Raw genomic sequence first — 22,397 nt, 5'->3', positions numbered from 1 at the left:
GTCAGCCTCAAGATCAGCAAGAACTTCGAGCTGAACGGCATCGCCCTCGGCACGATCGTGGTCCTCACCGGCTACCACGCCCTGCGCTTCCTGGCGCCCGCCCATCTGAAGGAGCAGGAGCCGCTGTTGGACGAGGGGACCAGCGGCTACGACAGCCTGGCGGAGCGCGAGAGGGCCGAGCCGGACGCCGAAGGCCCGGCGCCCCGGAGCTGAGCGGCACCGTCACGCTCCGTCACCCGTTCCGGTTAACCCGAGAGGGATTCCCCCTACTCTCCGTATTCATATGTCACTCTGCGTGCATGACGACGACAGGAATGCGCCCGGCGGCACCCGCCGGCATCGACGGAGTGATCGGCCGGATGCGCGGACTGGCGGCCGGGCTGCCGCCGCGGGACGGGGTGGCGGTCTTCAACCGGGTGTATCTGACGGTCACCGAGGAGGTCGGCCGCCGGGTGGCCGACGGCCTCTTCCATGACCGCGCGACCACCACCACGCTGGACGTGCTGTTCGCCGGCCGCTATCTGACCGCGGTGGACGAGGCGGCGGCGGGACGAAGACCGCCGGCCTGCTGGCGTCCACTGTTCCAGCTCCGCGGCCATCCGGCCGTCCGGCCCGTGCAGTTCGCCCTCGCGGGCATCAAACGCCCACATCGGGCACGACCTTCCGCTCGCCCTCGCCGACACCTGCCGGGACGTCGGCGCCGAACCACGGGAGCTGGAAGGGGACTTCCACCGGATCGGCGAGCTGCTCGTCTCCCTGGAGGAGCGGATCCGCGAGGCCCTGATGCCGGGGCCGGACGCGCTGGGACGTCGCCGATCCGCTCACCCATCTGCTGGGGTCGTGGACTCTGGAGGCGGCCCGCGCCGCCGCCTGGGCCGCCTTCCGCGCCCTGTGGGCGCTGCGCGAACGGCCGGACGTGGCGGCCGAGTTCGAGGACCGGGGTCGACGCGAGCGTGGGGCTGGTGGGGCGATGCCTGCTCACGCCGCTGGGATGACGCGCGGGGCGGCGCACCGCCCCGCGCCGCCCCGTCCGGTCCCGTGGAGGTCAGTCCTCCGGCAGCTCGACGGGGGCGATCTCGTCGTAGACATCGCCCGGGCCCGGGTTGACCGGGTCCGTCGCACCGCCGAAGTGGTGCATGACGCCCCACACCGCGTTGAGCGCAGTCTGCACGGCGCCCTCGGCCCAGCCCGCCGTCCAGGAGATGTCGTCGCCAGCGAGGAAGATGCCGCGCTTGTCCTCCGGGAGGCGGTCCTGCATGAAGTGGGTGAACAGCCGCCGCTGGTAGCGGTAGTGGCCGGGCAGGTTCGCCTTGAACGCACCCATGAAGTAGGGCTCGTTCTCCCAGGAGACGGTCACCGGGTTGCCGATGATGTGCTTGCGGATGTCGACGCCCGGGTAGATCTCGCCGAGCGACTTGAGCATGACCTCCATCCGCTCGTTGGCCGACAGCGGAAGCCACTTGAGGCTGTCGTCGCACCAGGTGTACGAGAGGCAGATCACGGCGGGCTTGTCCGGCCCGTCGTCCAGGAGGTAGGTGCCGCGCGTCATCCGGTCGGTGAGCGTCATCGACATGACGTCCCGGCCGTTCTCGTCCTTGTCCAGCCAGAACGGCCGGTCCACCGGGACGAAGAGCTTGGACGACTCCATGTAGTGGGTGCGCTCGACCGCCGTCCAGTGGTCGATGGGGAAGAGCTCGTCGTCGCACTCGATCTTCGACAGCAGCATCCACGACTGCGCGGTGAAGATCGCGGCCGCGTAGGTGCGGATGTCGCCGCTCGCGTCGGTGACCGTGATCCGGTTGCCCGCGGTGCGGTGCAGCCGGGTGACGGCCAGCCGCGGCGCACCGTCGTGCAGGGAGGACAGCGAGGTCCCGGGCGCCCAGTGGACGAGCTTCTGCGGCTCGCGCTCCCACAGACGCAGCGGCAGCTGCTGGCTGCCGCCGACGATCCCGCGATGGTGGTCGTCGGCCTCGGTGTAGACGACGCGCAGGATCTCCAGGATGGAATTGGGGAAGTCGGTGTCCCAACCGCCGGTGCCGAAGCCGACCTGGCCGAAGATCTCCCGGTGCCGGAAGGACTTGAAGGACTCCGCCTCGCAGAGGAAGCCGTAGAAGGTCTGGTTGTCGAGCTTCTCGACCAGCTTCGCCCAGATCTCGCGGATGCGCGGCACGTCGCGCTCGCGCATGGCGCGGTTCATGTCGGAGAAGTCGGCGCCCTCCTCCAGGCAGGCGTTCCAGGCGTCGGCCACGTCGCGGTAGACCTGCGGCAGGTCCTCGACCTTCTCCGCGTAGTGGGACTCGCCCTTGAGGTCCACGACGGTGGACGGGGTGCAGGGGGCCAGCGGGTTGGGGAACGGCTTGGTCTCCAGCCCCACCAGGTCGATGTAGTGCTGGAAGGCGGTGGAGGACGGCGGGAAGCGCATCGCGCCCATCTCGGCGGTGAGTTCGCCGTCGCAGCCGTCGAATCCGACGGTCCGCAGCCGGCCGCCGATCTGGTCCGCCTCGTAGACGACGGGCTTGAGGCCCATCTTCATCAGCTCGTAGGCGGCGATGATGCCGGAGAGACCGCCGCCGATGACCGCGACCTCGGTGCCGTGCTCGGTGGCCGGTATCTGGCCCAGGCCCGCGGGGTGCGCGAGGAAGTCGTCATAGGCGAACGGGAAGTCCGGGCCGAACATGGTGATCGGCGGGTCGTTCTGTGGGCCACGGCGACTTCGCCGCCGAGGGCTTCGCGCCCAGGGACCACCTGGAGCTCGGCCAGCTCCTCGGCGCCATCGACGTCGAGCGCGGCGCCAAGGTCTCCGGCTCGCGCTTCTACTACCTGACAGGCGTGGGCGCGCTCCTGGAGCTCGCCCTCGTCAACGCCGCCATCGCCCAGGCCACCGCCGCCGGCTTCACGCCGATGCTCACCCCCGCGCTGGTCAAGCCGCGCGCCATGGAGGGCACCGGCTTCCTCGGCCAGGCCGCGCAGGACGTCTACCACCTGGAGAAGGACGACTTCTACCTGGTCGGCACGTCCGAGGTGCCCCTCGCCGCATACCACATGGACGAGATCATCGACGCCTCGCAGCTCCCGCTGCGGTACGCCGGTTTCTCCCCCTGCTTCCGCCGCGAGGCCGGCACCTACGGCAAGGACACCCGCGGCATCTTCCGCGTCCACCAGTTCGACAAGGTCGAGATGTTCTCGTACATCGCGCCGGAGGACGCCGAGGCCGAGCACAAGCGGCTCCTGGAGTGGGAGAAGCAGTGGCTGACCAGCCTGGAGCTGCCCTTCCAGGTGATCGACACGGCCACCGGTGACCTGGGGTCCTCCGCCTCCCGCAAGTTCGACTGCGAGGCGTGGATCCCGACCCAGGGCAAGTTCCGCGAGCTGACCTCGACCTCCAACTGCAACGAGTTCCAGGCCCGCCGCCTGTCCGTCCGCATGCGCGACGGCAAGAACGTCCGCCCGCTGGCCACGCTCAACGGCACGCTCTGCGCGGTGCCGCGCACCATCGTCGCGCTGCTGGAGAACCACCAGCAGGCCGACGGCTCGGTCCGGGTCCCCGAGGTGCTCCGGCCCTACCTGGGCGGCCGCGAGGTCCTGGAGCCGACCGCCAAGTGACCGCCACCCCGCCGCCGTACCGCCTGGTCGCGACGGACCTCGACGGGACGCTGCTGCGCTCCGACGAGACCGTCTCCGACCGCACCCGCGCCGCCCTGGCCCTCGCCGGGGCGGCGGGGGCCGCGCACATCGTCGTCACGGGCCGCCCGGTGGCCTGGTCCCGGCACATACTCGACGCGCTGGACTACCGGGGCCTCGCGGTGTGCGGGCAGGGCGCGCAGGTCTACCACGCGGGCGAGCACCGGCTGCTGACGTCGGTGACGCTCGACCGGAAGCTGGCCGCCCTCGCCGTCGCCAAGGTCGAGGCCGAGACGGGCCCGCTGCACCTGGCCGCCTCCCGCGACGGCCTGGACGGCGATCTGCTCGTCACGCCCGGCTACCGGACCATGGAGGGCCCACGCCCGCCCGTGCCGGTCACGGACCGGGCCGAGCTGTGGGCGGAGCCGCTCAACAAGCTCTACCTCCAGCACCCCGAGCTGGACGACGACGCCCTCGCGGAGGCCGCGCGGGCGGCCGCCGGCGGGCTCGTCGACGTGACGATGGCGGGCGCCGGCATCGTCGAGCTCCTGCCCCTCGGGCTGAGCAAGGCCACCGGTCTGTCGCTGGCCGCGCGGCGCCTCGGGGTGAAGGCGGCCGACACGATCGCCTTCGGCGACATGCCCAACGACCTCCCGATGTTCGCCTGGGCCGGTCACGGCGTCGCCATGGCCAACGCCCACGAGGAGCTCAAGGCCGTCGCCGACGAGGTCACCGCCTCGAACGACGAGGACGGCATCGCCGTGGTCATCGAGCGGCTCTTCGGCCTCTCCGGCTGACCGGACCGAAGTCCCAGGGCGGCAGGCCGCGCACCAGCGGCCCGCAGCCCAGGCCGACGAGCACCGCGACGGAGTGCCCGACGTCGGTGAACGTCGCGCCGGTCAGCATCGGCGTCGCGAAGAAGAGGACGAGCCCGGCCAGCCAGCCCCAGCGCCAGGGCCGCGGCACCCGGTAGCTCAGCAGCCCGGCGGCCGCGGCCAGCCCGTACGAGACCCCGATGTCGACCACGTGCTTCATGGCCCGCGGCGCCGCGTGGTGCTCGATGGCCAGCAGCAGCACCTCCTGGCTGATCAACGTGGCCGCGACGTGCGCCACGCCGACCGTGAAGAGCCAGCGCAGGGTGCCGGCCCAGCGCTCCACGTTGGCATGGACCAGCTCGAAGAGCGCGGCGTAGAGCAGGAACGAGGAGGGGCTCTCGATCCAGAACCCGCTGATGAGCAGCGACTGGAGCGGGTGCTCGGCGAGCTCGTGGATGTTGCTGCTGGTGCGGTGGAGGAGGAAGGTCTCCAGCCCCTCGCTGGCCGCGGCGATCACCAGGCTCGTGACGCCGATGATGAGCAGCCAGATGTGCGTACCGGGGGACGAACGGACCCAGGCCCGGACCATGACGATCCCCCGCCCGTACGGACGTTCCACGATCCGACGGTAACCGACGGCACACGACAGCGCCGGACGGGCTGTTCAGCCCGTCCGGCGCTTGAGGACTAACGCGGCGAAGCCGCGTTGCCGGTCCGGGCGGAGCCCGAAGAGACGGTGAGAGGGCGGGGCTGGGGCTTCTTGTCCCCCCGCGGGGCCCGCAGCAGGACGACCACGGTCACCGCGACGACCGTCATGATCCCGGCGATCGTCCACGACACGGTGTGCCACGCCCCCGTGAACTCCCCGGCCAGGTAGGCGTGATCGGCACCGTCGAGGTGCCCGGAGACCACCCGCCCGGCGAGGTCGCCCGCTCCCAGCCGTGCCTGGAGCAGGCTCAACAGCCCCGCCCCGAGGGCCGCGATCATCATTGCCTGGCCGCCGCCCCGCACCGTGTTGAGGAATCCGGCGGCGGTCCCCTCCCGCCCGGGGGCGACGGAGTTCATCGCCTGGGCGTCGATGATCCCGTTGGCCAGCCCCGTTCCGGCGCCGATCGTCAGCAGCGGACCGGCCAGCAGGCCGACACCGGCTCCCGGCGTCAGCACGGTCAGCCAGGCGTTGCCCGCGGCCACCAGTCCCATCGCCACGGCGATCACCAGACGGCCGGGCACGCCCCGGTTCACCAGGCGGGCGCCGATCAGCGGCATGAAGAGGACCGGGGCGGTCAGCAGCAGCATCGTCGTGCCCGCCTCGCCCGAGGAGGCGCCGTCGACGCCCTGGAAGTAGGTCGGCAGGTACGTCAGCGTTCCGGCGAAGCCGACGGCCCCGGTCAGGCCGGCCAGCGTCCAGGCCAGGTAGCGGCGGTCGCGCACCAGGGCCAGGTCGAGCACCGGGTGCGCCGAGCGGCGCTGCAGGACGCCGAACGTCACCAGCAGGAGGGCACCGCCCCCGAAGGCCCCCAGCACCAGGGGGTGGGACCACCCGTTCTGCGGCCCCTGCGTCACACCGGCCATCAGCAGCCCCAGCGCGGCGATGAACGTCACCGCGCCGACGACGTCCAGGCGCGGCCGGGCCGCGGCCCGCGACTCGGCGACGAACAGCGTGCCGGCCAGCAGCACCGCGCCCACCACGGCGAACACCAGGAACGCGGCACGCCAGCCGAGCGTCCCCACCAGCGCGCCGGACAGCGTCGGGCCGGCCGCGAGGCCGATGCCGCCCACCGTGCCCAGGGAGGCGAACGCCCGGGTGCGGGCGGCTCCTTCGAACGTGCTGGCCAGCAGCGCACCGCCGCCTGCCATCACCCCGGACGCCCCGAGCCCCGCCAGGATCCGGGCCGCGTCCAGCAGCAGGACGTCGCTCGCCGTCGCGCTCAGCGCGAGCCCGGCGGTGAAGAGCGCGGCGCCGACGCGGTAGACCCGGCGGCGGCCGAAGGTGTCGGCCAGCGAGCCGGCGACCAGCATGAAGCTGGAGGCCGTCAGGAAGTAGCCGGTGATCACCCACTGCAGGGGTGCGCCCGAGGCGCCGAGGTCGGCACCGATGTCCGGGAGCGCCACCGTGGTGCCGGACATCGACATCGCGAGGGTGAGCATCCCGAGGAGGACGAGCCCGAGCGTGGCGGACGGGCGGGAGCGTGGAGCGGCGGTCTCGTTCATGGCACCGACGTTAGGAACCCGGCCCGGTCCCCCACATCTGTCAGGTGACCTGGTCAGGACCCCGTCGTCCCGGCCGGAGAACCCGGTAGTCCTACAGATGTGCGGGTACAGGCCGCGCCCGTAGCGTCGTTGACGTCAACCCGACCGGCTGCCACCGGCTCAACTCCCCTTGCACCGAGGACTCTCCCATGGACACCAAAGCCCCCCTCCGCCTCGCCGTCATCGTCGGTTCCACCCGTGAGGGCCGCTTCGGACCCGTCGTGGCCAACTGGTTCGCCGAGCGCGCCGGGGTCCACTCCGGACTGGACGTCGATGTCATCGACCTTGCGGACGTGGACATTCCGCTCGTCCTGTCCGGCAAGCCGTCCCCCGGGGTCGCCGCCATCACGCCCCGGCTGGCCGCCGCCGACGCGTTCGTGGTGATCACGCCCGAGTACAACCACTCGTACCCGGCCTCGTTGAAGGCCGCGATCGACTGGCACTACACCGAGTGGCAGGGCAAGCCCGTGGGCTTCATCTCCTACGGGGGGCTCGCCGGAGGCGTGCGTGCCGTCGAGCACCTGCGGCCGGTCTTCGCCGAGCTCCACTCCGTCACGGTGCGGGAGACGATCAGCTTCCACATGGCCTGGGAGAAGTTCGACAAGGACGGGAAGCCGCTCGACGGGCCCGCGGTGAACGGCGCCGCCAAGCGCCTGCTCGACCAGCTCCTCTGGTGGGGCCACGCCCTGCGCGACGCCCGGGGGAAGATCCCGTACGCGGCCTGACGCCCGCCGCACTCCCCGCGCTGACCAGCGGTTACCGTGAGGTCATGCTCCATGGACGCACCCGTGAGACCGCCGCGCTCGACCAGCTCCTCGCCGCCGCCCGCACCGGCCGCAGCGGGACGCTGGTGCTCCGCGGCGAGGCCGGCATCGGCAAGTCCGTACTGCTCGACCACGCATCCCGGACCGCGGAGGAGTCCGGGATGCGGGTGCTGCGCGGCACGGGCATAGAAGCGGAGGGTGAACTTCCGTTCGCGGGGCTGCATCTGATGCTCTCCGGAGCCCTGGACCGCATCGGCGCCCTCCCCGAGGCCCAGGCCGGAGCGCTGCGCTCGGCGTTCGGCCTGGCCCCCGCCGCCGGCGGTGGCGACCGGTTCCTCGTCGGGCTCGCGGTGCTCACCCTCCTCGACGGACTCGCCGAGGAGCGGCCCCTGTTGTGCCTCGTGGACGACGCCCACTGGCTGGACCGGGAGTCGGCGAACGCCCTGCTGTTCGCCGCGCGACGGCTGAACGCCGAGCCGGTCGCCGTCGTCTTCGCCTCCCGCGACGACCACGCCTCGGCCTTCCCCGCCCCCGGCCTTCCCGAACTGCGGCTGTCCGGGCTCGACTTCGAGTCCGCGACCGCGCTGCTCGCGGAGCACGCCGCCGGTCTGCCCCGGCACGCCCGCGACGTCGTCCTCAAGGAGGCGGCGGGCAATCCGCTGGCGCTGTGCGAACTGCCCACGGCCCAGCGGGAGGAGGAACGGTACGCCTCCCCGTACGGCATCACCGCCCTGCCCCCGCACAGCAGGCTGCTCCGGTCCTTCTCCACGAACGTGGCCGCGCTGCCCGAGCCCACCCGCGCCCTGCTGCTGGTCGCCGCGGCGGCCGGCTCGGCCGGTCTCGACGCCGTCCTGGCCGCCACGGAGCGCTTCGGCGCGACCCTGGACGACCTCGAACCCGCCGAGCAGGCCCGGCTGTTGCACCTCGTCGACGGCGCGCTGGCCTTCCGGCACCCCCTGGTGCGGACCGCCGTCTACCAGGGCGCCACGGCGAGCCGGCGGCTCGCGGTGCACCGGGCCCTGGCCGACGCCCTCGACGGCCGGCCGGGCGGGGCCGACCAGCGGGCCTGGCACCTCGCCGCCGCGGGGACCGGGACCGATCCGGTGGCCGCGCGGCTGCTGGAGGAGAGCGCCGAACGCGCCCGCGCGCGCGGCAGTTCGAGCGCCGTCGCCGCGGCGTACGAACGGGCGGCCGCGCTGACCCCCGACGACGCCGGCCGGAGCCGCCGGCTGACCGCCGCCGCGCGCGCCGCCGCGGACGCGGGACGGCTGGACCACGCCGAGGAGCTGGCCGCACGGGCCGTGGCCCTCACGGACGAGGCCGCCGACCCGGCCGCGCACGCCGCGGCCGTGCTGGTCCGGGCCGAGGCCGCCGACGAACAGGGCCGCTCCCGCGACGCGTACGCCCTGCTCGCCGGGACCGCCGAACGGCTGCTCGCCGGACCGGCGCCGGACACCGCGGGCCCGCTCCTCCTGCGGGCCGCGCACGCCGCCTGGCACGCCGGCGACCAGGCCGCGCTCGACGCGGCCTCGGCCCGGACCGCCGGGCTGCGGCTGCCCGGGGCGGACCGCGTCGCCGCGCTCGCCCGGCTCGCGGCCGGCCAGCACCGGTGCGACGGGGCCGCGCCCGCCGACGGTGGACGGGCCGTCCGCGAACTCATCGGCGCCGCCGGGGAGTCGACGGACGACGTGCGCGAGGCCGTGCAACTGGGCTGGTGGCACATGTTCCACGGCGACCTGACCGCCGCCCGCGATCTGGCCGGGGCACTGGAGCGCCAGTGCCGCGAACAGGGCGCCATCGGCGTCCTGGGGCTGGTCCAGATGCTCCTGGCCCGCACCCAGCTGCTGCTCGGCCTGCACCGGGAGGCCCTGGCCACCGCGACCGACGGGCTGCGCACCGCCGACGACACCGGGCAGGCCCGCGTCCGCGTCCACCTGGCCACCGTGCTCGCCCAGCTCGCCGCGGTCCGGGGGGACGAGGAGGGCTGCCGCGAGCTGACGGCCGAGGCGCTCGCCCTGGGCATCGCCCCCGGCACCGTGCACGCCGCCGGGGCGCTCAGCCTCCTCGATCTGGGGCTCGGACGGCACGCGGCCGCGCTCGACCGGCTCATGGCCGTCGTCGCCGCCCCCGACCGGCAGGGGGTGATCGGCGCCCTCCCCGACCTCGTCGAGGCGGCCGTCCGGCACGGCAGTCCCGAGCCGGGGCGCTCCGCGCTCGACTGGTACGAGCAGCACACCTCGGCGCACAGCCGCAGGCCCTGGGCCGAGGCCGTCGCCCTGCGCTGCCGGGCCCTGCTCACCCGGGACCCCGAGGAGGCGGAGGCGCTCTACGCACGGGCGGTCCGCCGCCACCAGGAGGGCGCCGGATCGGCCTTCGAGCGGGCCCGCACCGAGCTGCTGCACGGCGAGCACCTGCGGCGGATGCGCCGCACCGGGGACGCGCGGGCGCGGCTGCGGTCGGCGCTGGAGACCTTCGAACGGCTCGGGGCCGCGCCCTGGGCCGAGCGCGCCCGCGCGGAGCTGCGGGCCGGCGGCGAGAGCCTCGTCGCCTCCGGTGCGCCCGCGGGCCCGCTGGACCAGCTCACTCCGCAGGAACTCCAGGTCGCGACCCTGGCGGCGCAGGGTCTCAGCAACCGCGACATCGGTGCGCGTCTCTTCATCAGCCCCCGGACGGCCGGCTACCACCTGTCGAACGTGTACCCGAAGCTGGGCATCACCGGACGGAGGGAGCTGACCGGGGTGGGGCTGTAGTCCCGGAGAGCGCGGCAGTCCCGGAGAGCGCGGCGCGGCGCCACGCCGCGCGGCCTCCTCCGGGGCTCGCGAGCGAGTTGTAGGATGACTGGGCAACCGGATACCCCTACAACAGGAGGCGCTGCCGCCATGGCACTGCGAGCCGCAGGACGGCAGTCCCTCGTGGACACCGTCGTCGACCAGCTGCGCACCCAGGTCGCCGCGGGCGAATGGCGCGTGGGCGAGCGCATCCCCACCGAGCACGCCCTCGCGGAACAGCTCCAGGTCGGCCGCAACACCGTCCGCGAGGCCGTCCGCGTTCTCGTCCACGCCGGAATGCTCCGCTCCAGGCAGGGCGAGGGCACCTTCGTCGTCTCCACCGCCGACCCGGCCGAGATCATGCGCGGCGTGCAGCGTGCCGGCGTCCGCGACGTCCTCGAACTGCGGATCGCGCTGGAGGCCGAGGCCGCCCGGCTCGCCGCCACGCGCCACGAGCCCGCCGACCTGAAGCGGATGCGCGACGCCCTGGAGGCGCAGACCGCCTTCGAGGACCCCGAGGGCCCAGCCGGACTCCGGGAACCTGGAGCTCTACGCCGACCACGACGTCGAGTTCCACAAGGCCGTCGTGGAGGCCGCCCACAACACGGCGCTGACCGCGACCTACAGCTGGTTCAGCAGCTCCGTACGTGAGGCCCTGCTCACCGCGCTCGGCGACCGGGACATGCCGCGCATCATCCACGGCGACCACCACGCCCTCATGGAGGCCATCGCCTCCGGCGACCCCGACGCGGCCGCGCGGGCCGCCCGGGCCCTCCTCGAACGCCCCAAGCAGGCGGTCGAGTCGCTGCTCGCCGAGAACTGACCACACCCCGCACACCACGGGAACGCACCACCGGAAAGGCACCCGCATGTCCGAAACGAGGCCCGAGACACCCCCCATATCCGAGACCCTCGTATCCGAGACGCCCCTCCCGGCCGCCGAGGAACCCTCCTCGGCCGCACCGGCCCCCGCCGGGTTCCGCGCCCTGCGCGCCCACCCGGCGCTGGTCCTCGCCGGCATCGTCCTCGCCTCCCTCAACATGCGGGCCGCGCTCTCCGGGGTCTCCCCCCTCGTCGGCGAGATCAACGACCACTTCGGCCTCAACTCGACCGCCAGCAGCCTGGTCACCACGATCCCGCTGGTCTTCATGGGTCTCGGCTCGATCGTCGCGCCCCGGCTCGCCCGGCGTCTGGGCACCGAGACCGTGCTGTGCTCCGCGCTCGTCCTGCTCTGCGGCGGCATCCTGCTGCGCGTCGCGCCGCCGGTGGTCACACTGTTCGTCGGCGGGCGCGCTGGTCGGCACCGCGATCGCCCTGCTCAACGTCCTGATGCCGGGGCTGATCAAGCGCGACTTCCCGGAGCGCGCGGCGAGCATGACCGCCCTCTACTCGACCGCCATGATCCTCGGCGCCACCGTCTCGGCCGCCTGCGCCGTGCCGCTGGAGAAGGCCCCTCGGCGGCTGGCGGGGCTCGCTCGCCTCCTGGTCGCTGCTCGCCGCCGTCGCGGTGGTCGTCTGGATCCCGCAGGCCCTGCTCGCCCGGCGCGGGGGACACCACGCCGCGGCGACGGCGGCCCGGCAGCCCGCGGCCCGACGCCCCCAATCTGCTGCGCTCCGGCCTTGCCTGGCAGGTCACCCTGCTCATGGGCACGCAGTCGCTGGTCGCCTATGTGTGCATCGCCTGGATGCCGACGATCTTCACCGACAACGGCATGGACAAGAGCACCGCGGGCCTCGTCTACGCCTTCTACACCCTGGTGCAGATGGCCGGTTCGTTCGTCGTGCCCATGCTCGCGGGCCGACTGCGCGACCAGCGACTGCTGGCCGTCGGCGTCGTGGTGCTCATGGCGGCCGGCACGACGGGACTGCTGCTCGCCCCCGTCGCCGGGGCCTGGGCGTGGGCCCACGATGATGGGCGTCGCCCAGGGCGGCACGCTGGGTCTCGCGCTGACGCTGATGGTGCTGCGCACCCGTGACGCGCACACCGCCGCCCGTCTCTCGGGCATGGCCCAGACCTGGGGCTATCTGCTCGCCTCGGCCGGTCCGTTCGTCGTCGGCGCGGTCCACCAGGCCACCGATGGCTGGTCGTTGCCGATCACGATCCTCCTTCTGGCCTGCCTCGCCCTGGTGTTCCTGGGACTCGGCGCCGGCCGCGACCGGAAGATCTGAGCCCGTCCGCTCCGTCGCCGCAGGGGGGAGGAGGGTCCCGGCCTCCGGCTCACTCCTCCCCCGCGAGGGTCAGCTTGCGCAGCCGCTCCCCCGCGTACCAGGCGGCCACCACCGTGACGACCACCAACAGCCCCATGCCCACCGGCAGTCCGACATCCGAGGAGATCGCCCCCGGCGCCCCGATGCGCTCGGCGAGCGACAGCGCCCACTGCTGCACGCTGAGCGTCCGCGCCCCGGGTATCAGGCTGCCGAACAGCGACTCCCAGACCAGGGCGTAGACCAGCCCCCGCGACGACCGCGTGCCGGGTGACCGTACCGAGCAGCAGGAAGACCGCGCTGTAGGCGAGGGAGGCGGCCGCCGCCGCGACCGCGTAGGCCACGGCTATCTGCTGGCTGTTGCCGTTGAGCAGCAGTCCCGCCAGCAGCGTGGGGACGGCCGAGAAGACGGCGGTGACCCCCGTCGCGACGATCAGCTTGGTGAGGACGATCGTCGGGCGCTTGACGGGCTTGGCGAGCAGATAGACGACCGAGCCGTCGTCGATCTCGGGCCCTATCGCGCCCGTCCCGGCGATGACGCCGATCAGCGGCACCATCGTGGCGAGGGCGAAGCCGCCCAGCACCTTGGTGGCCGTCTCGTCGTCGGGCCCCGTCAGGAGGCGGATGGCGGCCGCGATGATCAGCAGCAGGGCCGGGAGGGTGAAGAGGACGGCCGCGCGGCGGCGGCCGAGGAGCCCCCGGTACGTCAGTCGGGCGACCGTCGGGTGGTAGATGCTGTTCATGGGATCGGCGCCTCCTTTCAGGCCGCGACGAGGTAGGAGAAGACCGATTCCAGGGACTCGTCGGAGGGCGAGACCGTCAGGAGCCGGATGCCATGGGCCCGGGCCACGGCCGGCAGCAGGGTGGTGAACCGGGCGAAGTCCACGGCCTGGATGCGCAGGGCGCCCTCCTGGACGTCCACCTCGATGCCCGCCGTCGAGGGGTCGGAGATCAGGGCCGCGGCCAGGGCCCGGTCGTCGCTGGAACGGACCAGGTAGCGGTGCGGGGCGGTTGGTCATCAGCCGGCGGATCTTGCGGAAGTCGCCGGAGGCGGCGTGCCGCCCGGCCACCACGACCTCGATGTGGGCCGCGATCTGCTCGACCTCCTCCAGGATGTGCGAGGAGAACAGCACCGTGCGTCCCTCGGACCCCATCTGCCGCAGCAGATCCATGAGTTGCATCCGCTGCCGGGGGTCCATGCCGTTGAACGGCTCGTCGAGCAGGAGCACCGAGGGATCGTGGACCAGGGCGGAGGCCATCTTCACCCGCTGCCGCATGCCCTTGCTGTAGGTGGCGATCCTGCGATCCTGCGCGTACTCCATCTCGACGGTGGCCAGGGCGCGTTGGGCCGCCGAGGCGGGCAGGCCGTGCAGCTCGGCATTGGCCCGGACGAACTCCAGGCCGGTGAGGAAGTCGTACATCGCCTCGCGCTCGGGGACGATGCCGATATGGCGGTAGATCTCCTCGTTGCCCCAGATCACCGTTCCGTCGAGGGTGACGGTGCCGCTGGAGGGGGCCAGGAAGCCGCCCATCATGTTGATGAGGGTGGACTTTCCGGCGCCGTTGGGGCCGAGCAGCCCGGTGACGCCGGGGCCGATGCTCATGGAGATGTCGTTGACGGCGACGACGTTGCCGAACCAGCGGGAGACGCCGTCGATGCGAAGAACGCTCATGGGCGCAGCCCATTCCTTGAGGGGTGGTGGTCGGGCGACGGGTGGTCGGTCACAGCCCGGCCCTTCGGTAGCGGGCCATCAGCAGGCCGTAGGAGCCGGCGACGGCACCGAGGACGACCAGGAGGTAGAGCGCTCCGGCCCCCGCGCCAGGGCCGTGGCCGCCGGGGAAGGCGGAGGTGGCCGAGAGGAAGGCCGTCTGCACCCCGTCTATCAGGGTGATCGGCGAGAACAGGCCGAGCCAGGCGATGATGTCGGTGTTGTCGCGTGCGAGGGCGATGCCCTGGACGGTGCTGACGGCGCCGTAGGAGATGGTCAGCACCGCGATGACGGCGGCGACGCCGAAGCCTCGGCGCGGCGTCAGGGCGGCGACCACCAGGCCGATGCCGGCGAGGAAGAGGGACAGCAGAGCCACGGAGACCAGTCCTTGGGCGAAGGCTTTCGTCTGTTGCGTCGAAAGTAACCCCCCGATCACAAACCCCCATAACCCCCACCCCCCACACCCCCCCAACCCCCCCCCCACCACAAAACGAATTACCCCACCGAACACCCCCCCCCACGCAACGCACCCCACATCCCCCCCCCGGCCCCCACCCCATTTACTTTTATATTTTTTCTTTTTCCTCTTTGATCCCGGAAAAGCCCGCCCGGGCGCCCGGCCGCGCGGGGTGAAGTCGTCAAGGGGTGCACAGCAGCGCCCCGAGGCTCAGCTGAACAGGCCAACAAAGCCCGGATCTGGCAACCACATGCCGGCGGGCCACCATCCGCCCCGCCCCGGCCTATGCACACCTGCTGGGAACCCCCGAGACGAGGCGGAGACCAGCCCCGGGAGGGCTACGGTCTGCGCGAAAATCTCGTCACAGACGCGATCGTGAAAGCACCACCACCCTACGAGGGGGCCGACAACCGGGGCCCCTAGGCGGGGCCCCCACCCCGCGGGGGAACCTAGACCCCCGACGGAAAAAGAAATGCTCCCACTGAAACACAAACAACCGGCCCGCGAGGGGGCCAACTGAAACGCGGTCCGAAGCCGCGGGGGGGAAAAAACCCGCGCACACGGCGGTGGTTGGGTAACGGATTGCCCGGGACCGCTCCCCACCCCCCCCGCCGAGCAACCGGAACACCGCTCCAATCGGGGCCAGTCAAAAGGAAAAACAAAAAGCTCGCCGAAGCCGAAACCAAAAAGAAAAAAACCTGAGTTGTATGCAAAACACAAGATGCAGGCACGAACCAAGCACAAAGGCCCAACCAACCCGCATGGCCCCCGACCCCCTCCGCGCCCCAAAAGGCAACCCGCCTGAACGCCCCAAGAAAGCACCCCCCGGCACTACGATGAGTCGAGAATTCCGTCCCCGACGCGGCCCAATAAAACATACCAAGCGCGCCCCGTGTCACGGCCTAAGCGCCAACGAACCGGCCATGAAGGGCGCGCCCCGGAACGGTGGCGGGGGGAAAGCCCGCCCCCATCCCAGCGGCGAACCGCGGCCGGCGGAACCCCTCCCGACAAAAGTGCGCAGGCCCGAGCCACCAACCCCGTGCAAGGCAATAACGGGGACCGGACGTAAAACCGAGTCGGTGAAACCGCTAGAACCAAGGCCGTGGCGGAGCCACCGCCGAACCCGGAACCGCCACAAACACAACCAACAACAAAACACAACCACCGCCGGGCCCCTGGTGCCAAGGACACGCGGGGCGCAACGAAGCGCTGCGTCGCAGCGACGCTCCCCCCCGGGGCAGAGACGCAACAACGAAGACCCCGAACGCCGCCCCTGGCAGGCGCCAATGCCCAAAATAAGCCCCGAAAAGCCGCGAAGGGGAACCGGGGGCGGAAAGAGGAAGAAACCCCCGCCCCGCCCCAACGAGCCCGGCGCAGCCGAAGCATGCGGCAGGAAATTAACCCCATAGCAGTGGGCCCGCGAGGGGACACCATAAATACCGCCGGCTCCCGGCTCAGCGCGGCGCCTCCCGTGCCGCGAGAGAAAAATCCAATTTAAGTCTGCAAGGCCCTAAGCGCAAAAGTGGCCGGCGGAACCGAGGACCCAAAAAGGGGGCCCACCGGCCGAGCGGCGTGAAAACTCCGCCGCGGGAAAACCGGGGAACCGCCTCACCCCCCTTGGAACCAACCCCCCACCCCCCCCCAAGAAGGATCGAGGGTACGAAAAGAATCAGGGGGGGGAAGTGTCAAGGGGGGGAAGGGAAAGAAAATGAAACGTGTGGAATGAAAAATCTAAAGGAATGGGAGAAGGCGGGCGGGGGAAGCCGGTCGACCCCTCCGCGACAGAAACCACCCGTCCCCCCATCGCCAAACCCGGACGCGCCGGGCGAAAGAACCCGCCATGGACCGCCCCCGCCAGCCGGGGAAACCACTTAAGCTGGACCGCCAAGACCCAACCCGCCCCGGGGCGGAAACCAACCGCAGGCACCGCCGGGGCCCACGCAACGGACGCCGGCCAAAGCGTCCGCGGACTGGCAGCGCCCTGGGAACCCCCGGGAGCCAAGGCCGTCCCAGGGATGAAAAAGAAAATAGGGGAACGGGCGAAAGAAGGAAGAACTAACCCCGCCGCAACGGAAGCTTGGGCGGCGAAAAAAACATAACGCCGGCCGAAAACACGAGCTCCCGCACGGGCGGATGCGCCGAGTGCCGCCCGGGGGGCTGGCACCGCCATATGCCCGAAGAGGGCGAAACGCCCGGGCGACACCCGGGAGTCTAAAAGGAACCGGGAATGGGGCAGTGGGCGGGGTGGAGCACCCTCGGGTAAATACAAAAAAAACCGTACCGGGAAGCAAAACGACACGGGGGGCAGAAGGGAGATCAAAAGCCCTCTGGCGAACCCCGTCCACGGGGGGAGGGAAAAAGGGTAAAAAAAAGAAGAAAACGCACAAAAAGAGAAGGCGGAGAAATTGGTGACACGGAACGAACAGCCCGCCTAACGGCGTCGGAAATATAAGGGAGTCGAAAAATGGGGACGGGGGGAAAAACAAATAAGCAAAGGGGCCGGGAGGGGCTTGTGCGCGCCGACCGAAAAGCGAGAAAGGGCGGCCGGAAAGATTACCCCCCCGCGAACAAGACAAACCCCCCCCCCGCAAAATGAAACCCGTGCGTGCAAAGGACCCTAACACGGGTGCCTCCCGGGTAGCGCGTGGGAAAATAAACCGAGGTGGCCCAAGGCCGCCTGCGCCCCCGGAGCGCAAGAGGCAACCACGACCGGACTCACGGCCGTCAAGCTGTGTAACCCACCGGGGAAGGGCGGGCCGCGCCGGGACCGGAACGGGCCGAACAGACCAGCGCTGCGAACTAGCGGCAGCCTGAAATAGCCTCGGCGCGAGTAGTAAGAAGTCGGGCATGCCGCTGAGAATGAACAATCGATAAACACGCCTCGGCGGGAATAAGAGGAACATGAAACGAAATGTGTGGGGTTTGGGGTACGCGGAAGGCGCCCGGCCTCCGAAACCCCCCCCACCGGAAGGGGACATGACAGCCGACGCGGGGGGAGGGGGGGAGGGCAAGGGGAAACAACAAAGCGGGGCGCGAGGTAAAAAAGACCCCCGCCGTCAAGGTAGGGGCCAACCGAAATCGAGAACGTGCGCCGGGCGGACGGAACAGCATTTAGAAGGGGAAAGGCGTCGCGCGAAACGGGGCCAAAGAAGGACGGGACCAGCGGGAGCGGGAATAACAGAAGGTAGCCCGGCCCGGCGCGAACACCCAACACAGCCGACTACAATCCGACAGAGAGCCCCGGTGCGGGTTGGCCGGCGGGGGGAAAGGGCGGGAAGTGGGGGAACCCCCCGGCCCCCCATGTCGGGGCCCCATCTAGGCGCCGCACAAAAAAAAAAAACAACAAAAAAAAACCAAAAAGGAGCGGAACGCGGCGAACCACCCCAAAAACGCCAACCAGACACGGCCAGCCGTGAAATGCGAATAAAACCTGTGCTGACAGCCGTGCCCCGCAATTTAGACCCGCTCCACCCACCCATCACGTGCGTGAGGCGAACACCCACTTCAAGGGGCCGAACGGAGCCGCCACCGCGCATCCAACAAAAAGCGTACGCAGCCCCCGGCGAACCGCGCGAAGGCACCAAGGCAAACACACCCCGAACGCGCGAGACAAGAAAAACGCGCCCCCGCCGCGGGGGGGCGCATTCATGGCGGCCAAACAAACACGCGGGCCGCCCGGAAAAACCCGCCCCCCAACAGCCGCGAAATCCCCGGCTCAGCTGGGCAGCGCGCCGGCCCGCTACAGCGACCGAGAAGCCCAAAAAACGGAAAAGACGGGTGCCAAAAACACACGGCAACAGAAAGACAACAGGCGAACGAAAAAAGAGGCACCTAACCGGCGGGCACACATTTCCCCAGGCCTGCCAACCACACCCCGCGTGCCAAACTGTAATACAGGCGGGGAGGGTCGCGCAAAGGGCGGTGGGGCGCAAGGCGCGCATGCGGGGGGCCGCAGAGGCAACGAAAACGAAGGGGGGACCTAATGCACAATACAAAAAAATCCACAAAAGAATACCAAACGAACCCCCGGTCGAGACAAACAACTACAAGCTGTATTGTAAACACAAGTCGCGGCGATAAACGGTGCAGTGGGCAAAGAAGCCGAGGTGGGGGGCAGCGGGGCAACGCCCGCGAGGCCGGGCCCGGCCGGCGTCGCCGCCTGCGGTGAGGGGGAAAGGGAGCAAATGGGTGGGCGAAGGCCGACAGGAACGTCACAGGAGGTTACTTAAGAATTCAATTTTTTTTTTGTTTTACAAAAACGAATGAGAATACGCCGGGGGCGTAAGACGTAAATCCGCGATCCGCTCGGGGACGGCGGAAAGAAAAGCCGGGTCGCGCATGGCGCGGAAGGAAGCAATGGCCGGCCGGCGCCCGGCCGCGGCACAGAAAAACAGGGAAAAAAAGCACCAAGCGTTACGCGGACAGGGCAAAAAAGGGAAAGTAAAGGCGCCCCGCTGAATAAGAGCAAACTCGGCCGAAAGGGGGGGGGGGAACACGGCCGGGGAAAAAACAAAAGGTGGACGCGCGGAGGCCAACGAGGTAGGAGAAACGCACGAGAATCCCCCGGCGGGCGGGGAGGGGGCGCGCATCCCCCCCCCCATCAGAGGCAGCACTAAGGAAACCCCCCCCCCTCTCGCAAAAGAAATGCTGACGGCAGGGACGCTAACAAACCGCACGACCGGGGGGGCAACACACCAGCATGTCACGCGCCCCGCCGAATGACGGCGGGGAAAAGGGCGGGCACACCCATCCCACCCCCCCGCCATCCTCTCCCCCAAAAACACTGGAAGGGCCGGAAAAAAACCCGAAGGCTGAACGGAAAACCGCTAGACTGCTCCGCAGGTGAAAGAGGAACGCGGCAAAAAAAAGGAACGAACAACGCGGGGCCGGAAACCGCCCTGGAATGTGCGGCCCCGCAAGGCCCAGCAAGGCTCACGAAAACCGTACCGCCCGTGGGACGCCGACAACCGGAAGACAAAACGCGAAAGCAAAAGAACACCCGAAAAAAAAGGCATACCAAAAACGAAGGACCAGTCCGAAGCACACACGGGATGGCAAGGACTCCCCGGGCGGAAAAATGAAGCCGTCAACCGAAAGCGGCAAAAAAACCCGCCACCCGGCAGGCCGACGAAGGAAGGAAAAGCAGAACCGGAAGAGGAAAAGCCTAACACCCGCCAAGGCAAACCCGGGCACTGGGTCTGGAAGCAAACCGTGGCCGTGCCAACAGCCTAGCGAATCCCCCGGAGCGGAATTGTAAACTGAAACCCAGGAATGCTCGGGACAAAACGCCGCTGAATAACAAGAGCCAACACGAAGCCCGAAAAAGATGTGGGAAGGGACGTACGGGGGCGTCTGGGAAGCAAATAACAACGGAAAAAAGGCGGTGTGAACCATCCCCAAAAGAAAACCGAAGATGACCACCAACCGGGGGGGAAAGGCGAAGAAGGAACAAACGGTGCGGCAGAACGGACCCCGGAAGGCAGAAGAAAGGCTCCACACTCCCCCCTCCCCACACGGCGAAAACTGAGAAAGCGCACCCGCGGAGGAAGGCTGGCCATCTAACCGGGGCCGGGCGGGGGCCAAAAGACACCGGGGCCCGCGGGAACTGCGCGGAAGAGCAGGAGCGAAAACTGAAAAATGCAGGGCCCGAGAAAACGAACAAAAAGGTCGGATGGGCGCTGAATAAGGCGAGATGGAACAAACGCAAGAAGAAGGCAAGACGCCGGGGGAAGAAAACGGAAAGGGAACCACGAAAACCCCCAAAAATGGAAAACGACGCGCAGCACGAATCGGCCAAGTCCCGTCGCCGGGCATCATAAGAAGAAAAAACCCGAAGAACGCAGCTCGTGGGCGTGCAACGGCAAGATCCAGCCACGCAGAGGCCAAAAAAAAAAAACCAAAAGAAGACGCCCGCAGGGGGGGAAGCCGGCCGGGCGAATGGAAAGCAAAACACAAAATGCCTAAAGAACGCGAAGAAAATTCTTGGCACAGGGGCCACGGAAAAAAGAGTGGGGTGGACGGGCGCGAAAAAGGAAAATCTGAAGAAGAAAAAAACCCAACGACACCGCGCGATAGGGAGCGCCGGTAACGTGGGGCAAAAAAAGGAAGAAGGTCCAAAACCCGGGCGTGACGGAACGGGTACAACAGGACGATAGAAAAAAAAAGACCCCGAACACAAAACCCACACAAAAACCAGGGGCGCCACTAAGCGGACCAGGGGGCAAACAGGGCGGTCGAACCGGCAAGGGGGGGGGGGGGAAATAAAGGCCAAACGAGGACTGGGGTGAAGCAGGGGTGGAAATGGCGAGGGAAAACAAACCGGCGGGAACGAAGCAGGTCTAAAGTCGGAAAAGGAGGACGGCAGAACACCGAAGGGTCCGGGGGGACAGACATTCTTGTACCATCGCCTAGCACCATAGGGGGGTACAAAAGTGTCCGGACGGCAAGAATTAGGGAATAGACTAGTGCCCCCCTGCGTGGGGTGGCAAAATGCGGGGGTGGGAAGGAAAACACGCAACGCCGTGCGAAAACGGAGTCGACAGAAAAGGGAGGCGCCGCGCGGTCTAATAAACCGACAAAAACTGCTAATGAGCCTCACCCGAGCGGCACACGAACTCCGTCTTTGAAGCACAGGAAAAACAGGCGTTCGGGCAAGCGAACGGGCCGAAAGGCGGTGCGGACTGAGGCACTCCGCGGCCCCCGCCCGCCGGCGCCTAGAAAGCGCTGGTGCAAAGAAACCAATAAACCGGCTGGAATTGGGGGTGGTCGACGGGGGAAATACAAGACCAACGAAATGGCGTCCCGAAAACTCGTAGGAAAACGGACTGCGGCCCAACCAGAGGGGCGCCGGCGCTAGAACCGCAAAAAAAACAGAAAAGGCCGAGAATTCTGGGAGAAAACAGCGCCCAGGACGAAAAAGGCTGTCGCCTGCCATTCCCCAAAGCGGCAGACCAAGCGAGAGATGGCTAAAGTGGCGCCGCCGAGGAAAAATAATCCAAAGGGTTTCAGATAAACGGTCGGCTAGACGCTCCGCCTATCGAGACAGCAACCATGCGCTGCACACAACGGAGGATTAAATTCCCAAGTGGCGTTAAGCAAAAGACTAGCTTGGCGGGGCGCGGAAAAAAATGTATCGCGGCAAAAACACTCGGAACGCCGACGCCGTCCAACAATCGTAACACCGAGCGGGCCCCCCGCCGCCGCTGGACAAGCAAACGACTGGAATGCCGCCGGCCAAAAAAAAGGCCTTCGGCCGGGAGGTTCGCAGCAGTCGCAGGCGTGAGGAGACGTCCCGACAGCACGCTCCCGGAATCGGCGCGTAAGGTAAGGTACAAAGGGAAGGCGGACGAATACTTGGAAGACCCAAGGTGGCAGGACGGCGGGTGAACTCCCTGCGCGCGGGGGCACGCACACGAAAGGGCTAGAGGAGACGCTTGTGTCGACGGACAGGCAGCGAGGCAGCCAAACACCATGGAGCAGCACACCACAAGTCCAAGCCACAGAAGGAAGAATAGAACAAGCGCGGAATCAGAAACCGAACAGAAAGGGCGGAAAAAAAGCGACACACCAAACTACCGCCAGCCCTTCGGGGGTCCGAAACGGCAAAAAAGACAAATCTGGGCCCCGGCGCGGAGAACAAAAAGAAGGACCGTAAACACCCCAAACCGAATAGTAGTCATGAGGATGCACCGTTTAATTTGCGGGCCAAGAAATCGTTGCACGGGGGACACAAAGCATAAAACTCGAGGGAAGGCACCAACGCAGCCACCGGACTGACGGAAAAACACATATAAAAGGCAGGTCGTTTA

General features: G+C 68.8%; 7 protein-coding genes and 8 pseudogenes. 9 read left to right on the top strand and 6 right to left on the bottom strand.

Annotated elements, in window-relative coordinates:
- Both ABD794_RS14325 and ABD794_RS14320 read left to right on the top strand, forming a co-directional pair.
- Nucleotides 1–213: pseudogene (locus ABD794_RS14325) on the top strand (nitrate reductase); the annotation flags it as partial.
- 101 nt (nucleotides 214–314) lie between these two features.
- Nucleotides 315–995: pseudogene (locus tag ABD794_RS14320) on the top strand (DUF5995 family protein).
- 50 nt (nucleotides 996–1,045) lie between these two features.
- On the opposite strand, the gene ABD794_RS14315 reads toward ABD794_RS14320, so the two are convergent.
- A complete protein-coding gene (locus tag ABD794_RS14315) occupies nucleotides 1,046–2,677 on the bottom strand; it encodes a flavin monoamine oxidase family protein (protein WP_344963593.1) in 1,632 nt (543 codons plus the stop codon).
- 32 nt (nucleotides 2,678–2,709) lie between these two features.
- Here ABD794_RS14315 and serS point away from each other — a divergent pair.
- Nucleotides 2,710–3,603 (top strand): annotated as a pseudogene (gene serS / locus ABD794_RS14310) (serine--tRNA ligase); the annotation flags it as partial.
- Nucleotides 3,600–4,418 carry an HAD family hydrolase gene (locus ABD794_RS14305; protein ID WP_344963591.1) on the top strand — a complete coding sequence of 273 codons (819 nt, stop codon included), beginning with the start codon at nucleotides 3,600–3,602 and terminating at the stop codon, nucleotides 4,416–4,418. The pseudogene serS and the gene ABD794_RS14305, both read left to right, overlap by 4 nt.
- Here the strand turns inward: ABD794_RS14305 and ABD794_RS14300 are convergent.
- A complete protein-coding gene (locus ABD794_RS14300) occupies nucleotides 4,387–5,025 on the bottom strand; it encodes a rhomboid-like protein (RefSeq protein ID WP_344963595.1) in 639 nt (212 codons plus the stop codon). The two genes, ABD794_RS14305 and ABD794_RS14300, sit on opposite strands and share 32 nt — an antisense overlap.
- A gap of 98 nt (nucleotides 5,026–5,123) precedes the next feature.
- Nucleotides 5,124–6,647, bottom strand: coding sequence for an MFS transporter (locus ABD794_RS14295; protein WP_344963589.1), 1,524 nt, complete (start codon nucleotides 6,645–6,647; stop codon nucleotides 5,124–5,126).
- Between the two features lie 188 nt (nucleotides 6,648–6,835).
- On the opposite strand from ABD794_RS14295, the gene ABD794_RS14290 reads away from it, so the two are divergent.
- The 4 genes and pseudogenes from ABD794_RS14290 to ABD794_RS14275 all read left to right on the top strand — a co-directional run bounded on the left by ABD794_RS14290 (nucleotide 6,836) and on the right by ABD794_RS14275 (nucleotide 12,387).
- On the top strand, nucleotides 6,836–7,411 hold the full coding sequence (locus ABD794_RS14290; RefSeq protein ID WP_344963587.1) for an NADPH-dependent FMN reductase: 576 nt from the start codon (nucleotides 6,836–6,838) through the stop codon (nucleotides 7,409–7,411).
- 44 nt (nucleotides 7,412–7,455) lie between these two features.
- Nucleotides 7,456–10,200, top strand: coding sequence for a helix-turn-helix transcriptional regulator (locus ABD794_RS14285; RefSeq protein WP_344963585.1), 2,745 nt, complete (start codon nucleotides 7,456–7,458; stop codon nucleotides 10,198–10,200).
- 129 nt (nucleotides 10,201–10,329) lie between these two features.
- Nucleotides 10,330–11,041, top strand: a pseudogene (locus tag ABD794_RS14280) (FadR/GntR family transcriptional regulator).
- Nucleotides 11,042–11,087: 46 nt separating this feature from the next.
- Nucleotides 11,088–12,387: pseudogene (locus ABD794_RS14275) on the top strand (CynX/NimT family MFS transporter).
- Nucleotides 12,388–12,436: 49 nt separating this feature from the next.
- Here the strand turns inward: ABD794_RS14275 and ABD794_RS14265 are convergent.
- The 3 pseudogenes from ABD794_RS14265 to ABD794_RS14255 all read right to left on the bottom strand — a co-directional run.
- Nucleotides 12,437–13,157: pseudogene (locus tag ABD794_RS14265) on the bottom strand (ABC transporter permease subunit).
- 26 nt (nucleotides 13,158–13,183) lie between these two features.
- A pseudogene (locus ABD794_RS14260) lies at nucleotides 13,184–14,096 on the bottom strand (ABC transporter ATP-binding protein).
- A 49-nt stretch (nucleotides 14,097–14,145) separates the two neighbouring features.
- Nucleotides 14,146–14,547, bottom strand: a pseudogene (locus ABD794_RS14255) (ABC transporter permease); the annotation flags it as partial.
- 5,734 nt (nucleotides 14,548–20,281) lie between these two features.
- Here ABD794_RS14255 and ABD794_RS14250 point away from each other — a divergent pair.
- A complete protein-coding gene (locus ABD794_RS14250; protein ID WP_344963580.1) occupies nucleotides 20,282–20,677 on the top strand; it encodes a hypothetical protein in 396 nt (131 codons plus the stop codon).
- Nucleotides 20,678–22,397: the final 1,720 nt, after the last annotated feature.

The sequence above is a fragment of the Streptomyces thioluteus genome (assembly GCF_039535865.1).
The sequence above is the reverse complement of the archived record's forward strand: the minus strand, read 5'-3'. Positions and strand labels throughout refer to the sequence as shown.

Bases quoted from the DNA above. Each gene is read 5' to 3' on its own strand.
- ABD794_RS14295 (WP_344963589.1), bottom strand. From the start codon at position 6,647: ATGAACGAGACCGCCGCTCCACGCTCCCGCCCGTCCGCCACGCTCGGG.
- ABD794_RS14300 (WP_344963595.1), bottom strand. From the start codon at position 5,025: ATGGTCCGGGCCTGGGTCCGTTCGTCCCCCGGTACGCACATCTGGCTG.
- ABD794_RS14285 (WP_344963585.1), top strand. From the start codon at position 7,456: ATGCTCCATGGACGCACCCGTGAGACCGCCGCGCTCGACCAGCTCCTC.
- ABD794_RS14315 (WP_344963593.1), bottom strand. From the start codon at position 2,677: ATGTTCGGCCCGGACTTCCCGTTCGCCTATGACGACTTCCTCGCGCAC.
- ABD794_RS14290 (WP_344963587.1), top strand. From the start codon at position 6,836: ATGGACACCAAAGCCCCCCTCCGCCTCGCCGTCATCGTCGGTTCCACC.
- ABD794_RS14250 (WP_344963580.1), top strand. From the start codon at position 20,282: ATGGAACAAACGCAAGAAGAAGGCAAGACGCCGGGGGAAGAAAACGGA.